The 13,721-nt window shown below is 74.2% G+C and carries 13 protein-coding genes; 7 read left to right on the top strand and 6 right to left on the bottom strand.

Annotated elements, in window-relative coordinates; translation table 11 throughout:
- Nucleotides 1-40: 40 nt before the first annotated feature.
- The 4 genes from I4I81_RS13015 to I4I81_RS13030 form a co-directional block, all read right to left on the bottom strand.
- On the bottom strand, nt 41-622 hold the full coding sequence (locus I4I81_RS13015) for a hypothetical protein (RefSeq protein WP_225924571.1): 582 nt from the start codon (nt 620-622) through the stop codon (nt 41-43).
- 766 nt (nt 623-1,388) lie between these two features.
- Complete coding sequence (locus tag I4I81_RS13020) at nt 1,389-2,486, bottom strand: Acg family FMN-binding oxidoreductase (RefSeq protein WP_218600873.1); 1,098 nt, start codon at nt 2,484-2,486, stop codon at nt 1,389-1,391.
- Nucleotides 2,487-2,625: 139 nt separating this feature from the next.
- Nucleotides 2,626-3,135, bottom strand: coding sequence for a universal stress protein (locus I4I81_RS13025; RefSeq protein ID WP_218600872.1), 510 nt, complete (start codon nt 3,133-3,135; stop codon nt 2,626-2,628).
- Nucleotides 3,136-3,233: 98 nt separating this feature from the next.
- A complete protein-coding gene (locus I4I81_RS13030) occupies nt 3,234-4,118 on the bottom strand; it encodes a universal stress protein (RefSeq protein ID WP_218600871.1) in 885 nt (294 codons plus the stop codon).
- Nucleotides 4,119-4,322: 204 nt separating this feature from the next.
- On the opposite strand from I4I81_RS13030, the gene ppdK reads away from it, so the two are divergent.
- From ppdK to I4I81_RS13045, 3 genes are read left to right on the top strand one after another with little or no spacing between them, the layout of a single operon-like run.
- Nucleotides 4,323-7,004: a pyruvate, phosphate dikinase gene (ppdK, locus tag I4I81_RS13035; RefSeq protein ID WP_218600870.1), complete on the top strand. Its 2,682-nt coding sequence runs from the start codon at nt 4,323-4,325 to the stop codon at nt 7,002-7,004.
- A gap of 49 nt (nt 7,005-7,053) precedes the next feature.
- Nucleotides 7,054-7,278: a hypothetical protein gene (locus I4I81_RS13040; RefSeq protein WP_226363912.1), complete on the top strand. Its 225-nt coding sequence runs from the start codon at nt 7,054-7,056 to the stop codon at nt 7,276-7,278.
- Nucleotides 7,275-7,493, top strand: a complete 219-nt coding sequence (locus I4I81_RS13045) for a PLDc N-terminal domain-containing protein (RefSeq protein ID WP_218600869.1) — start codon at nt 7,275-7,277, stop codon at nt 7,491-7,493. Before I4I81_RS13040 ends, I4I81_RS13045 begins: the two co-directional genes overlap by 4 nt.
- Before the next feature lie 533 nt (nt 7,494-8,026).
- On the opposite strand, the gene I4I81_RS13050 is transcribed toward I4I81_RS13045, so the two are convergent.
- Nucleotides 8,027-8,779, bottom strand: a complete 753-nt coding sequence (locus I4I81_RS13050) for a sigma 54 modulation/S30EA ribosomal C-terminal domain-containing protein (protein ID WP_218616054.1) — start codon at nt 8,777-8,779, stop codon at nt 8,027-8,029.
- Nucleotides 8,780-9,209: 430 nt separating this feature from the next.
- Between I4I81_RS13050 and I4I81_RS13055 the strand changes: the two genes are divergently transcribed.
- Complete coding sequence (locus tag I4I81_RS13055) at nt 9,210-11,006, top strand: bifunctional diguanylate cyclase/phosphodiesterase (RefSeq protein WP_218600867.1); 1,797 nt, start codon at nt 9,210-9,212, stop codon at nt 11,004-11,006.
- A gap of 96 nt (nt 11,007-11,102) precedes the next feature.
- Nucleotides 11,103-11,543, top strand: coding sequence for a hypothetical protein (locus I4I81_RS13060; RefSeq protein ID WP_218600866.1), 441 nt, complete (start codon nt 11,103-11,105; stop codon nt 11,541-11,543).
- 257 nt (nt 11,544-11,800) lie between these two features.
- On the opposite strand, the gene I4I81_RS13065 is transcribed toward I4I81_RS13060, so the two are convergent.
- Nucleotides 11,801-12,463, bottom strand: a complete 663-nt coding sequence (locus I4I81_RS13065) for a DUF3159 domain-containing protein (protein ID WP_218600865.1) — start codon at nt 12,461-12,463, stop codon at nt 11,801-11,803.
- A 153-nt stretch (nt 12,464-12,616) separates the two neighbouring features.
- Here I4I81_RS13065 and I4I81_RS13070 point away from each other — a divergent pair, with 153 nt between their 5' ends.
- A complete protein-coding gene (locus I4I81_RS13070) occupies nt 12,617-12,841 on the top strand; it encodes a hypothetical protein (RefSeq protein WP_218600864.1) in 225 nt (74 codons plus the stop codon).
- A gap of 261 nt (nt 12,842-13,102) precedes the next feature.
- The gene (locus tag I4I81_RS13075; RefSeq protein ID WP_218616055.1) at nt 13,103-13,717 is read left to right on the top strand and encodes a stage II sporulation protein M; all 615 of its coding nucleotides are present in this window, start codon (nt 13,103-13,105) and stop codon (nt 13,715-13,717) included.
- The last annotated feature ends 4 nt before the right edge of the window (nt 13,718-13,721 follow it).

Consider the following 13,721-nt stretch of genomic DNA (forward strand, 5'->3'; position numbering starts at 1 on the left):
CCGGCGCAGCCGCGCCGGCCCTGGGATCGTTCGTCGACGGTCAGCGCAACCACGGGTTGCGGCGGACCAGGGGCAGGCGGGCCCAGGTGCGCCCGAGGCCCCACGTGTCGCCGGCCGCGTAGACGGCCAGCGCGATCACCAGCACTGCGTTGACGAGGTGGTCGTCGATGAACGGGTTGGTCGACGACGTGGCCTCGCCGGCCGCGTTCAGGGCCGCCATCGGCCACGAGGCGAGCCACATGGCCATGAGCAGCACCGCGCCGGCCACCGCCGCCACCCGCATGCCGATGCCCAGCACCAGCGCCAGTCCGATGCCCAGCAGGCCGATCATGAACAGCCAGTCGGCGACGGGGTTGCCGGCCATCGCCCGGAACACGCCCTGGAGCGGGCCCACGTCGACTCCGCCGAGGAAGCCCCGGGTCGGTGAGCCGCCCGCGACCCACGCCCGCTCGGCGCCGGTGGCGTAGCCGAGCCCGAAGGTCTTGTCGAGGAAGGCCCACAGGAACGTCAGGCCGGTCAGGATCCGCAGGACCGCCAGCAGCTCGGGGCCGCCCCGGGTGCGTGCCGGGGTGGTCGGGCCGCTCGGCGCCCGGGTGGCCGGGGTGGTGCTCTGAACAGCCATGATGGTGTCCTCTCGGTCGGTGTGCCGAGTCTCGACCCGGCTGCGCGGGTGGCGCGCGGGCCGAAGGTCCCCTCCCGGTATGACCCCGGATCGGGCCGGCCGGGACCGGGGCCGTCGGTCGCCGGCGGGCGAGGTGCGCGTCGACGGCCGCCGCGACCGCGTCGCGCCGCAGGACTCCCGCCGACCGGCGTGGACTACGTCGTCGCGGTCAACCCCGGCTGCGCGCCGCAGCTCCGGATCGGCCTGCGGGTACGCCGTAGCCCGGTGCGGGCGGTGCACCTCGCCGCCCTGCTGGCCGCCGCCGACGGCGGGCGGTGCTCCCCCGGCCCGACTGAGCACCGCTGGTCGGGATGCCAGCAGCGCAGAGTCGGCAGCAATGCGTCCTTCTTGACGTGGTGCTCGACCATCCGGCTCGGGGCGTCGGCGAGGACGGCATGACGCACCCGGCCCGCTCCCCCGTCGCGGCGTCGCTGATCTCCGCACGCGACGGCAGGGTGACCATGGTCCGCGGGCCGCGGCAGTGCGGCACCGGCTCCAGCTGCTCGCCGGTGCGACGCCCGAGCACCGGCCCCCGCTCGATACCCGGGACGGGCAGGGGCGACAGGCCGGCGAGCCCGTCGACCACCACGCCCACGGGTCCGGTGCGTGCGGTTCGCCGCGGCCCGGCGACGACAGCCCGAGGAGGGACGGACCGGCCTGCAGCTCGTGCTGGCGCAGCACCCGGTGGAGGACCGTGTTCCGGGCGCTGCCCGCGTGCCGCGGGCCGTCACGGTGCCGAGCGGACCCGGTCGGAGGTGAGCCGGTCCGACGGCCGGTCCGCCGGCTCACCGGACGGGGACCGGCGGCCGGTGCGGGACGGCACCGGGCCCGTCGCGGGCGGCCAGCCGATCCGCAGCACCAGCTGGGGTGACAGCGTGCCGCCGAGCACCTCGTCCCGCACCAGTTCCCGGGTCCCCGCCAGCTCCAGCGGCTCGCTCAGCACGCTGCTCGCGAGCCCGAGGGTCGTGGCCCGGAGCAGGACGGCGCTGACCGCCTCGCCCGCCCGCAGGTGCGACAGCCGGTCGTCCGATGAGGTGCCGAGGACGAGCACGGTGGCCGCATCCTGTGGTCCCCCGTCAGCCCGTCCCGTGCCGCCGCGGCCCGTCCCGTCGACCGCGGCCGCACCGTCGAACCGGTCCGGGGCGTCGCCCAGGTCGCCGCCTGCGAACCGGCGCGCGGGTGTTCCGGCCCACGACCCGGGAGCCGGGATCGCCCCGGCCGGCACCCCCTCCGGTCCGCCCCTCCCCGCATGGCCGGTCCAGGTCCGCAGCTCGGCCTCGTAGCCGAACGTGTCGTCGTGCTCGACCGCGGCGGTGCGGATCGCGATGGCCAGCGTCCGGCGGTCGACCGCTTCGGTCACCACGCGCAGCACCGCCCCCTGCTCGGCGGCGCAGTCCACCAGCTGCGCGAGGAACCCCTCGGGCACCGGCCACTCCCCGAACCGCCTGCGGTCGGACTGCCGGCCGTCGATCGCGGCGACCTGCTCGGCGGCGAGTGCGCGGTCGACGCCGTCGGCACCCGGTCGGAGCGCGACGACGGCGAGCAGGTCGGGGTCATCGGGGTCGGGAAGGCGCTCGACGGTGACACCGATGTCCGATGCGGCCAGGGCCATCCGCAGGTGGTGCAGCCAGGCGCCGCAGCTCACGAGCAGGTCGCGGCCGTCCGGGTCGGTCGCCATGAGCCACCGGTCCATGTCGGCGTGGAGATGGATCGCCGCACCGCCGAACTCCCACCGCCACGGTTGCGTGTTGTGCACCGACGGCGCCCGTCCGGCCAGCTCCAGAGCCGCGTGCACCGTGTCGTGGTCGACCGTACCGGTGATCATGTCCGCTCCGTCTCCGGTGGTTCCCCGCGGCCCGACGTCTCGCCGGGGCGGCAACCGCCGGCCCCATTGACGCAGCCGCCGCGCACCGGGCGCAGGGGCCGCAGGTCCGTGGTCGTGAGGCCGTCCGGCCCGATCGCGTTCAGGCCGGAACGGTCGCGGCACCCACGCCCACCGGTGCGGCGTCCGGCATCGGGTACTCCCGCTCCGGTGCGACGACGGTGACCGCGCACCGGGCGTGCAGCACGCAGTGCAGCCCGACCGACCCCAGCACCGCGCTGGCCACCGCACCGCGCCCCCTGTGCCCGAGGACCAGCAGGTCGGCGTCGCGCGACTCGGCCAGCAGCACGTCGGACGGTGCGCCGACGACGGCGGCCACCGACACCGGCACCCGCGTCAGCTGCGTGCCGTGGGCTGCGACGACCTCGTCCACCATCCGCTGCGCCTCGGCCTGCACCTGTGCGACGACCTCGACCGACGGCGGCACCACGCCCATCCCGTAGGTCGCCACCCAGTACTCCGGCAGCGGCACCACGGCCACCACGCGCAGCCGGGAGCCGCGACGGGCCGCGTCGTGCAGGGCGTGCTCCAGCACCGGCCGGGACGCGCGGGTCCCGTCGACGCCGACCACCACGGTGCCGATCTCGTCCATGTCCGTCTCCCGTCTCGGTCGTCGCCCCACCGTGCGCCGGCCGGGGTGGGCTCGGACAGGGGCGAAGGTCCCGGAGACGGCCGGTCACGGCGACGTCCTCAGGCCACGACCGCGGACGGACGGACGACGGCCACCGGGCACGGTGCGTGGTGCAGCAGGGCCTGGCTGACCGAGCCCAGCACGAGACCCGCGAAGGTCCCCCGCCCCCGGGATCCGACGACGACGAGCTGGGCCCCGGCGGCCTGTTCCAGCAGCGCGTGGGCGGGGCGGTCCCGCGCCAGCACCGGGTGCACGGCGACGTCGGGGAACCTCGCCGACCACACGTCGAGCCACTCGGCCAGGTTCTCCTCCTGGAAACCCTCCGGCGGCGAGGTGACCCGATCCGCGACGGTGACGTGCCACGCGTGCACCGCGATCAGCGGTACCCGTCGCGCGGACGCCGCCTCGAAGGCGAACGCGAGTGCCGCGGCACCCTCCGGCGATCCGTCCACCCCCACCACCACGGGGCCCTCGGTCGGTACCGGCCCGCCGTCCGCGGATCCCCGCACCACCACGACGGGGCACTGCGCGTGGGCGGCCAGCGCCACGGCCACCGAACCGACCAGCAGCGCGGTGAGGCCCCCCACGCCCCGGTCGCCGAGCACGACCAGCGGTGCGCGCCCGGACTCGGCGACGAGGCTCGGGACCGGTTCGCCGGTCAGCACCTCGGTGCCGACGTCGGTGCCCGGCGCCACCTGCCGCGCGATCGCCGCCGCCGCGGCGACGGCGTCGGCGGCCTCCTCGCACAGGGCCTCGCGGTAGACCACACCGACCCGGGGGTCGCCGGGCCGCGTCGGCGGCATCGTGCCGACGGCGTCGACCAGCCGCAGCCCGGTGTGCCGGTACCGCGACTCGCATGCGGCCCACCGCACGGCGTCGAGGGCCGGCTGCGACCCGTCGACGCCCACCACGATCGGCGCCGGGGCACTGCGCACCCTCACCATGAGTCCTCCTGTGTCCTGTGTCGCCTCGCGCACCGGGGTCCGGTGCCGCCCCACCGTGCGCCCGTCGTCGGCGCACCGGCAGCAGCCGTGGTCCCGCCGTGACCGGGCCCCTGCCCGGGTCGGGCGGGTCCTCCGGCCCTGCCCCGCGCCGGTACGGACGGGTCAGCATCAGGTCCTGTCCCGCGCCCAGCACCGGAGGTCGGCATGCCGAAGTACGTGTACGCGTTCGCCGAGGGCCACAAGGACCTCAAGGACCTGCTGGGCGGGAAGGGCGCGAACCTCGCGGAGATGACCAACATGGGTCTCGCGGTGCCGCCCGGGTTCACGATCACCACCGCGGCCTGCCGGGCGTTCCTGGCGACCGGGATACAGCCGCCGGAGCTGGACGACCAGGTGGACCGGCACCTCGACGCGCTGCAGACGGCGGCGGGCCGCCGTCTCGGCGACCCGGACGACCCGCTGCTGGTGTCCGTCCGCTCCGGGGCGGTGTTCTCGATGCCCGGGATGATGGAGACCGTCCTCGACGTCGGGCTCAACGACTCCTCGGTGCTCGGGCTCGCCCGCGCCGCCGGGGACGACCGCTTCGCCTGGGACTCCTACCGGCGTCTGGTCCAGATGTTCGGCACCACCGTGCTCGGGATCGACGGGGCCCACTTCGACGCCGTGTTCGACGCGGCCAAGCTCGCCCGGGGCACCGCCGACGACCTCGGCCTGGACGCCGACGACCTGCGGGGGGTCGTCGGGGCCTACCAGGCGGTGGTGCGGGAGCGGTCCGGCCGGGAGTTCCCGCAGGATCCCCGCGAGCAGCTGGATCTGACCGTCCGCGCCGTGTTCGGGTCCTGGAACGCTCCGCGGGCGATCACCTACCGCCGCCGGGAACGCATCCCCGCCGACCTGGGTACCGCGGTGACCGTCCAGGCGATGGTGTTCGGCAACCTCGGGCCCGACTCCGGCTCCGGAGTGGCGTTCACCCGGGACCCGGCCACCGGCGAGCCGGGCGTGTACGGCGACTACCTCGCCCACGCCCAGGGCGAGGACGTCGTCGCCGGCATCCGCAACACGCTCCCGCTGAGCGAGCTGGAACGCCTCGACCCGGTGTCGCACCGCGACCTGCTGGCGAACATGGCCACCCTGGAACGGCACTACCGCGACCTGTGCGACATCGAGTTCACCATCGAGCGCGGCCGCCTGTGGATGCTGCAGACCCGGGTCGGCAAGCGCACGGCGGGCGCCGCGTTCGTCATCGCCTGCCAGCTCGTCGACGACGGCCTGATCGACGCCGACGAGGCGCTGCGCCGGGTCACCGGGGCCCAGCTCGTCCGGTTGATGTTCCCCCGCTTCGCCCCCGACGCGGCGACGACCGTGCTGGCGGTCGGGATGAACGCCTCCCCCGGCGCGGCCACCGGCGCGGCGGTGTTCGACAGCCCGACCGCGGTGGCCCGGGCAGCCGCGGGCGAGGACGTCATCCTCGTGCGCCGCGAGACGAATCCCGACGACCTGGCGGGAATGATCGCCGCGAAGGGCGTGCTGACCGGCCGCGGTGGCCGCACCAGCCACGCGGCCGTCGTCGCGCGCGGGATGGGCCGGACCTGCGTGTGCGGCGCCGAGGACCTGGACGTCGACGTCGACGCGCGGAAGATCGTCGGGCCCGGTGGGGTCATGGTGGCCGAGGGCGACCTCCTGTCGATCGACGGCAGCACCGGCGAGGTGTTCCTGGGCGCGGTGCCGGTCGTGGCCTCCCCGGTGATGGAGTACTTCGAGGGCTCGCTCGATCCCGCGTCGCCGGAGGCCGGGGAGCTGGTCCGGGCGGTGCACCGGCTCATGGAGCACGCCGACACGACCCGTCGCCTCGCCGTGTACGCGAACGCCGACACCGGGGCGGACGCGGCCCGCGCCCGGCGGTTCGGGGCCGACGGCATCGGGCTGTGCCGTACCGAGCACATGTTCCTGGGCGACCGCCGCGAGCAAGTCGAGCGCCTGGTGCTGGCCGACACCGACGCCGAGCGCGACGCCGCGCTGGCCGAGCTGCTGCCGCTGCAGCGCGCCGACTTCATCGAGGTGTTCACCGCGATGCAGGGCCTGCCGGTCACCATCCGGCTGCTCGACCCGCCGCTGCACGAGTTCCTGCCCGACCTGACCGAGCTCTCGGTGCGGGTCGCCCTGGCCGAGGAACGCGGCCGGGTGGACGCCGCGGACGTGCGCCTGCTCGCCGCGGTGCGGCGGCTGCACGAGGAGAACCCCATGTTCGGGCTGCGCGGGGTGCGCCTCGGGATCGTCGTGCCCGGGCTGTTCGGCATGCAGGTCCGAGCGATCGCCCAGGCCGCCGCGACCCTGCGACGCAACGGCGTCGAGGTCCGTCCGGAGATCATGGTCCCGCTGGTCGGGGCGGTGCAGGAGCTGCAGGCGGTGGCCGAGGAGACCTCGGCGGTCCTCGCCGACGAGGCGGAACGGCACGGCGTCGAGCTCGACGCCGCGATCGGCACGATGATCGAGCTGCCCCGAGCCGCGCTCACGGCGGGCCAGATCGCCGAGTCCGCCGAGTTCTTCTCCTTCGGCACCAACGACCTCACCCAGACGACGTGGGGCTTCTCCCGCGACGACGTCGAGGGGGCGTTCTTCTCCCGCTACCTGGAGCGCGGCATCTTCGGGACCTCGCCGTTCGAGACCCTCGACATCGACGGCGTGGGCCGGTTGATCCGGATCGCCGCCCGGGAGGGCCGGGCGACCCGCCCGGACATCCGGCTCGGCGTCTGCGGGGAGCACGGCGGTGACCCCGACTCCATCCACTTCTTCCACCACGAGGGCCTGGACTACGTGTCCTGCTCGCCGTTCCGGGTGCCCGTCGCCCGCCTGGAGTCCGCCCGTGCCGCCCTCGACCTCCCCTAGCCCGGGGTCCGTCGCACCCGGCCTGCCGACGGCGCAGAAGGAGATGCCGATGAACCGGACAGCCACCACGCGGCCCGACACGGATGTCGGGGCACCGTGCTCGGAGCCCGCCGCTGAACCGGTGTCCCACGTGTCGCCGGGGTCCGAGGAGCTGCTCCACCCGAACCTCATCGCATGGATGGTCACGCAGTTCGTCGACCTCGCGACGGCCTACTCCTGCCGGGCAACGCAGTGGGAGCCGAACCACGACGGCGATACAGGGAGGGCGAGATGAGGACACGGCGCTGGACGGACCTCAGTGACCGGCAGCGGACGGCGGTGCTGGTGGCGGCGTCGGTGCAGCTTTCGCTGGCCGCCACGGCGTGGGCCGACCTCGCCACCCGCCCGGCAGCGCTCGTCCACGGGCGCAAGGGCGTGTGGGCGGCCGTGATCGGGGTCAACTTCGTCGGCCCGATCGCGTACTTCGTGTGGGGGCACCGGGGTTCCTAGGGCCAGGGCCGTCCGGATCCTTCGGCCGCTGCGTGGGTCCGCGCCCGTGGCCCACGCTGGGGACTCCCGCAACCGGAGGAGGTCGTCCATGAGTGCCACCGACCCGTCCGCGACCGTCACCGGACCGCACCACGGCGCCGGCGGTGCCGCCGATCAGGTCCACGCAGCCGGCTCTGCCAGGTCGGCCGGGACGTCCTCGACGCACACCCTCGCCGTACGCGCCGCAGCGATCAGCGTGGCCGTGGCGGCCCCGGTCCGGTCGCGGTGGCCGAGCAGGGCGCCGCCCTCCCGAGTATCGAGTCCAGGTGGCGCAGGTCCGGGACAGGTCACCGACGCATTCCCCGCGGTGGGTGTAGCACGTCGCTGCACAGTCCGGGGCCAAGCCGCCGCGCCCTCGGGAGCACGGACCTTCGGCACCTTCGGCATTGGTGGGCGGTACGGCCCCGGCGCCCGCTCCGACGGGGTTGTGGCGTCGGGCTCCCACCGGCGCCGCCGGGCCGGCGTGGGCGTTCCCGTACCGGGCAACCGGCTGTTCACCTGCGGGCGGGATCGATCAGCCCGTAGTCGCCGTCGTCGCGGTGGTAGAGCACGTTCGCACGCCCGTGGTCGCCGTCGAGGTAGAACACGAACGGCAGGCCGGTGACCCGCAGCCGCTCCACGGCCTCCGCGGTGTCCAGCAGCGGTGCGGGCTGCGCGCTCACGGTGACCGCGATGTCGTGGGACCCGACCGGGTCGGGACCACCACCGGCCCGGGACAGCCGCAGACCCGTCGGTCCGTCCCGGTAGACCACGGCGTCCTGCCCGGTCGACGCCTCGACGAACAGGTGGAAGTCCAGACCCAGGTCCTCCATCTCGGCCACGGCCCCGTCCACCGACAACGGTGCGGGACTGCTCGTCGCGTGCCGGACGATCTCCGGCTCGGACGGACCCGGGCCGGCGTCCTCGTCGGCGCGCACCCGCCGCGGGCGCCGGTCACGAGACAGCCGCGCCAGGCGGTGCTCCAGGCGCTCCACCAGGAGATCCACCGCCGCACGCGGGGTCGCGGCCGCGGCGTGGACCAGCAACGGCCGACCGTCGAGATCGACGTTCGCGTGCGCCGTGACCGGCTCCACCCGGGCCGGGTCGCCGTGCTTCAGCACCCTCACGTGCACCCGGGGTACCGGACGGCGGGTGCGGGTGAGCGCGTCTGCCACCTCGCCCCGTGCGTACGCCGCGAGGTCGTCCGCGATGGACCCTCGCACCTCGACCACGATCTCGGACACCGTCGGCTCGTCGACTCGATTCACGCCTGCGACGCTGTCAGCCACGACCCGCTTCCGGCAGGGCCCTCCTACCCGCTCGACCCGTACGAAGTGCCCACCCGGACCCGTTGCCGGGCGAGGCGGGCCCGCAGCGAGCCGCCGGAGGTCGCGACCACCCGGGCCGTGATCAGCGACCACCCGGGCCGTGATCAGCGACCACATCGTCGCCCCGCGGCTGTTCGCGCAGATCGTGCTCCGGGCCGGCTGGGCCCGGCCCGGATCCCCAGGCCTGGCGCCCGCGTCCGAACGCCGGCCCCCGCAGCGGCACCGCGGCGACGCCCCCGCGTCCTCGACGGCGCTGCCGTCGCGAACGACACGTTTCAGGTCGCTGACGCAACGCGCCGACCACCGCCGCCGATGAACTCTTCGTCGGTGGTCGACGAAGGACGTCCAGACGGGGGCCGGAAGGGGTGCAGTGGACGGGAGATCGGCTCAGGCGTCGTTCGACGACGCCTGCCGGAACGTGGTGGCGCACCTCAAGGAGCAGGTCCCCTTCGCCTGCTGGTCGGTGAGCCGGGTCGACGCCGACCACCAGGTGCACCTCCGGCCGGACGACGACACCTACGGGCTGCAGCCCGGCCACGCCCTGCCGTGGAACGAGACGTTCTGCCGGCACATGGTCTCCGGGCGCACCCCGCGGATCGCGCCGGACGCCATGGCGGTGCCGCAGTACGCCGAGACGGCCGCCGCAGCGGGGATGCGGATCGGCGCCTACGCCGGCGTGCCGATCCTCGACGCCGACGGTTCGCTGTTCGGCACCCTCTGCGGGTTCGACCCCGAGACCCACGACGACGACCTGCTCCGCCACGGCCCCCTCCTGGAGCTGATGGCCGGGCTGCTCGGCCGGATCGTGCAGGTGGAGAGGATGCGTGACGAGGCCGTCGACCGTGCGGACGAGCTGCTGTGGGCCTCCCTGCACGACCCCGTGACCGGCCTCGTCGGTCGCCGGACCTTCCTCGACATGCTGACCCGCGCTGCGCAGCGGGCCACCGACCCCGAGCCCCGTGCCGCTCTGGTCCTGCTCCACCTCGACGACCTGGCGGCCGTCAACGAGACCTTCGGCCACGCCACGGGTGACCAGCTGGTCGTGCAGGTCGCAGGGCGGCTCACCGCCACCCTGCACCCGTTCGACACCGTGGCCCGCCTCGGCGACGACGAGTTCGCGATCCTGCTGCACGACGGCTCCGAACTCGACACCACCGTGCTGCGCGTCCGCGCCGCGCTGCCCGCATCCATCGCGGTCGCCGACGCCTCCGTCCCGGTCACGGCGAGCATCGGGGTGACCCCCGTCGACGGCGCGGCCCCCGACGACCTGCTCACCCGGGCCCGCGCCGCACGGCAGGTCGCCGCAGACCGGGCGGACGACCGGTGGGCGGTCCACGAGCCGGCCAGGACATCCGTCGGAGCCGGTGTCCCGATGCTGCGCGAACCGCTGCGCGCGGCGATCCGGACCGGGGCACTGCACCCCGCCTACCAGCCCATCGTGGCCCTCGACGACAACCGCGTCGTCGCCTACGAGGCGCTCGCCCGATGGACGCACGAGGGCACCCCCGTACCGCCCGACGTGTTCGTCCCGCTCGCCACCCGCACCGGGCTGCTCCCCGACCTGACCGACCACATGATCCACCGTGCGGCGGGCCAACTGGCCGACTGGTCGGCGACCCTGGGCCACCGCCGGCTCCAGGTCGGGGTCAACGTGCCCCCGCGCCTGCTGCTCGACCCGGACTTCCCGGACCGCGTCGCCCTCGGCATCCGGCGCCACGACCTCGCACCCGGCCAGCTGGTCCTCGAGATCACCGAGGACGCCCTGCTCGACGACCTCGACACCGCGTCGGCCATCGCGCGACGGCTCCGTGCGCTGGGCGTCATGTTGTCGCTCGACGACGTCGGCTCCGGGTACGCATCGCTGCTGCACCTGCGCCACCTCCCGCTGCAGTCCGCCAAGATCGACCGCGTGTTCGTCGACGACATCGACACCGACGACGACGCCCGACGCTTCCTGGGCGCTGTGCTCACCTGCGGCCGCGACCTGGGGATCCACGTCGTCGTCGAGGGGGTCGAGAGAGTCACGCAGGCCACGGTGCTGCGGTCCCTCGGCGCCGTCTACGCCCAGGGCCACTGCTTCGGACGGCCGGTCCGACCCGGCGACATCGACGTCCGAACCGAGACCGCCCGTCGTCCATCCGGTCGTGGCAGCGCCACGGGGGGATAGCGACCGTTCGCGCAGGGCCTTCACCGGATGTCCGCACCGCTCGACCGGAGCCGGACCGCGCTCGGCGGGACGGCCGGGCCGGGCTAGTTTGCCGGGATGAGTGTTCTCGAAACCGTGGCCGAGCGCGACGGCTGGCGGTGCTGGGTGTGCGACGAACCGGTCGACCCCGACATGTCGGTGAACGACCCGCGAGGACCCAGCGTCGACAGCCGGACCGCCGACCGGAAGGCCAAGGTCACCGAGCGGCTCGCGCACCGTGGGTGCAACACCCGCAAGGGCGCGGTCACCGTGGTCATCGCCTGGCCGGACCACCTGTACGTGGTCGAGCCCGCACCGCTGATCACCGTCGCCGGGAGACTGGAGCGCAAGGGGGGACGCGAGATGGTGGCCCGTTGTCCGACCGAGCGCGATGCCCAAGAGGCTGCGGACTGGCTGGTGGACCGGTTCTCCCGGCTGGTTCCGGGGTTGCCGGTGAACGCCGAGATCACGGCGGGTGGCGGCCAGTTCCTCCTCACCCTGGCCACCGGCCGTCGCTGACCCGGGATCCGCCGGAGACCGGCCGTCGGCGTCCACCCGGGTCAGGGCTGCTGAGCGACGACCGGGGCGACACCGGTCGAGGTCTCGTACGGGTTCGCGTACGGCAGCGGCTCGTCGCCACCCGGGGTGACGGTCTCGGAGGATGCCGTCGAGGTCGGTGTCGTCGAGTTCGGTGTCGTCGAGGTCGGTGTCGTCGAAGCCGCCGTCCTCGGTCTCGGGCCGGGCGGGTGTGGTGGTGTCGATCAGGGCGCGAACCGTCAGGCCGTCGGCACCAGGCGCCTGCTGCTGCGCCGCCAGGCCCAGACGACGACCAGTGCGGCCAGAATGGTCAGTGGCCACCCCATGGCGAGGCGGGCGACGCCCAGCCAACCGGTCTCGTCGCTGACGTAGAGCCACTGCTGCACCCCGAACCGGGCACCGGACACCGCCGCCAGTGCGAGCGTGGCGACGTCGTGGGCGCGCAGCACGCGACGGTCGGCGCGCCAGCCGTGGGTGTTGCCGTGCACGAGGTTCCAGACGACGCCGGTGAGCGGCCGACGGGCGAGCACCGAGCCGAGCGTGATGACGAACGCCGCCAGGTACGCCCAGATGCCGACGACGAAGAAGTCCCGCGCCGACCCGGTGATGGCCACGATGGCGATGGCCAGGGCGAGCCCGAGCAGACCGCCGACCGCCAGGCCGAACTTCTCCCCGCGCAGGAGCCGGTAGCCGGTGACGGCCAGCCCGACGGCGATCGACACGACGATCGTCGCGGTCAGGGGCAGGAAGGAGTTGGCGGCCACGAAGACGACGACGGGGACGGCGGAGTAGACGAACCCCATCGGGCCACCCATCTGCTCGAGCAGCGCCGTCTGGGGCGCGGCGGCCGGGCCGCGGGGCTTCTCCCCGGCCGGTCCGTGGTGAGGGTCGGTGGCAGTCATGGGTGTCCTCCCGGATCGCGTGGTGTGTGTCTCCAGGGAAGGCCGTGCCGTCGCGGCACAGGCAAGCCGCTGTGGTCCGCAGCACAGGGGTTGACCGTGCCGTGACGGCACGGTGTCCCCTTCCGGGCAACCACCACCCCTTGTAGAGGACCGATGTACAGGAAGTTGAAGCGGCGCCGGCAGCTGTCGAAGGCCCGGCCGGGCGACGGCAGCCGGCTGCAGCGGTTCCGGCTGTGGCACCTGCCGTCCCGCTCGCTGTTCGCCCTGGAGTCGCCCGACGGGTCCGGGCGTCCGCGCCGCTGGGTGCGCGCGGTCCGTCCGGCCCTCGCCGTCGGGCTCGTGATCTCCGATGCGGACCCTCGACACAGCGCGCCGTGAGCCCAGGCCGTTGCCGACGACGTCGTGCGTGCCGCTGCGCGGGTCGTCGGTGATGCGCTCGACGATCTCGTGTCCGGGTGGCACGTGGCCGGGCGGTGGTCGGATCGCACGCCCGGCGCGGTATGACCTGCGCCACTCGGGCTGGAGTGTGCCGCGGCGGCACGGCCCACCGTCGGCCACATCGACCAGCTCCGAGGAGACACCGTGACCAGCGACGTACCCACCACCCGCCCCGACCACCGGACACGACCCCGACGGGTCGTGAACGAACCCCTCCGGATCATCCGCGACAACCTCGGCGCCTACCTCGTCGTGAACCTGGCCATGTACGGCATCTCGATCGCCGGCGTCGTCACGGCCCTGATCCTCCCCGAGCTCAACGCCGCGCAGCTCGCCTCCATGCAGGAGGACGGAACCACGGACCTGGTCCTGGCGGTGATCGGCAACGTGTGGTTGTTCGCCCTGGTCATCCTGGGTGTCAACACGCTCACGGTCGGCGCGCTGGCGATCGTGCTGCCGTCGCTGGTCGTGCCCTTCGCCGGAATCGCCGTGTTCGCCTACCGCGCGTTCGACATCGGACTGACCCTCGCCCCGGCCGACCGGACCGGGTGGGTGATCCTCATCCCGCACTCCGTGACCTACGTCATCGAGTTCCAGGCCTACATCCTGCTCGTCCTCGGCGCCTACCTCCTCGGGAGGTCCTGGCTCCGCCCCGGGTCCGTCGGCGCCCCGAACCGTCGTGCGGGGTACGTCAGCGGGCTACGGCAGATCGGCTGGCTGAGCCTGCCCGCCCTGGTCCTGTTCGTCATCGGCGCGGTCTACGAGGCGTTCACGCTCCGCTACCTGGTTCCCGTGCTGATCCAGGCCATGGCCTGAGCCG

It is taken from the genome of Pseudonocardia abyssalis, from assembly GCF_019263705.2.
Lineage (GTDB): Bacteria > Actinomycetota > Actinomycetes > Mycobacteriales > Pseudonocardiaceae > Pseudonocardia > Pseudonocardia abyssalis.

Coding starts and splice junctions, on each gene's coding strand:
- I4I81_RS13015 (WP_225924571.1), bottom strand. CDS start 622: ATGGCTGTTCAGAGCACCACCCCGGCCACCCGGGCGCCGAGCGGCCCG.
- I4I81_RS13020 (WP_218600873.1), bottom strand. CDS start 2,486: ATGATCACCGGTACGGTCGACCACGACACGGTGCACGCGGCTCTGGAG.
- I4I81_RS13025 (WP_218600872.1), bottom strand. CDS start 3,135: ATGGACGAGATCGGCACCGTGGTGGTCGGCGTCGACGGGACCCGCGCG.
- I4I81_RS13030 (WP_218600871.1), bottom strand. CDS start 4,118: ATGGTGAGGGTGCGCAGTGCCCCGGCGCCGATCGTGGTGGGCGTCGAC.
- ppdK (WP_218600870.1), top strand. CDS start 4,323: ATGCCGAAGTACGTGTACGCGTTCGCCGAGGGCCACAAGGACCTCAAG.
- I4I81_RS13040 (WP_226363912.1), top strand. CDS start 7,054: ATGAACCGGACAGCCACCACGCGGCCCGACACGGATGTCGGGGCACCG.
- I4I81_RS13045 (WP_218600869.1), top strand. CDS start 7,275: ATGAGGACACGGCGCTGGACGGACCTCAGTGACCGGCAGCGGACGGCG.
- I4I81_RS13060 (WP_218600866.1), top strand. CDS start 11,103: ATGAGTGTTCTCGAAACCGTGGCCGAGCGCGACGGCTGGCGGTGCTGG.
- I4I81_RS13065 (WP_218600865.1), bottom strand. CDS start 12,463: ATGACTGCCACCGACCCTCACCACGGACCGGCCGGGGAGAAGCCCCGC.
- I4I81_RS13070 (WP_218600864.1), top strand. CDS start 12,617: ATGTACAGGAAGTTGAAGCGGCGCCGGCAGCTGTCGAAGGCCCGGCCG.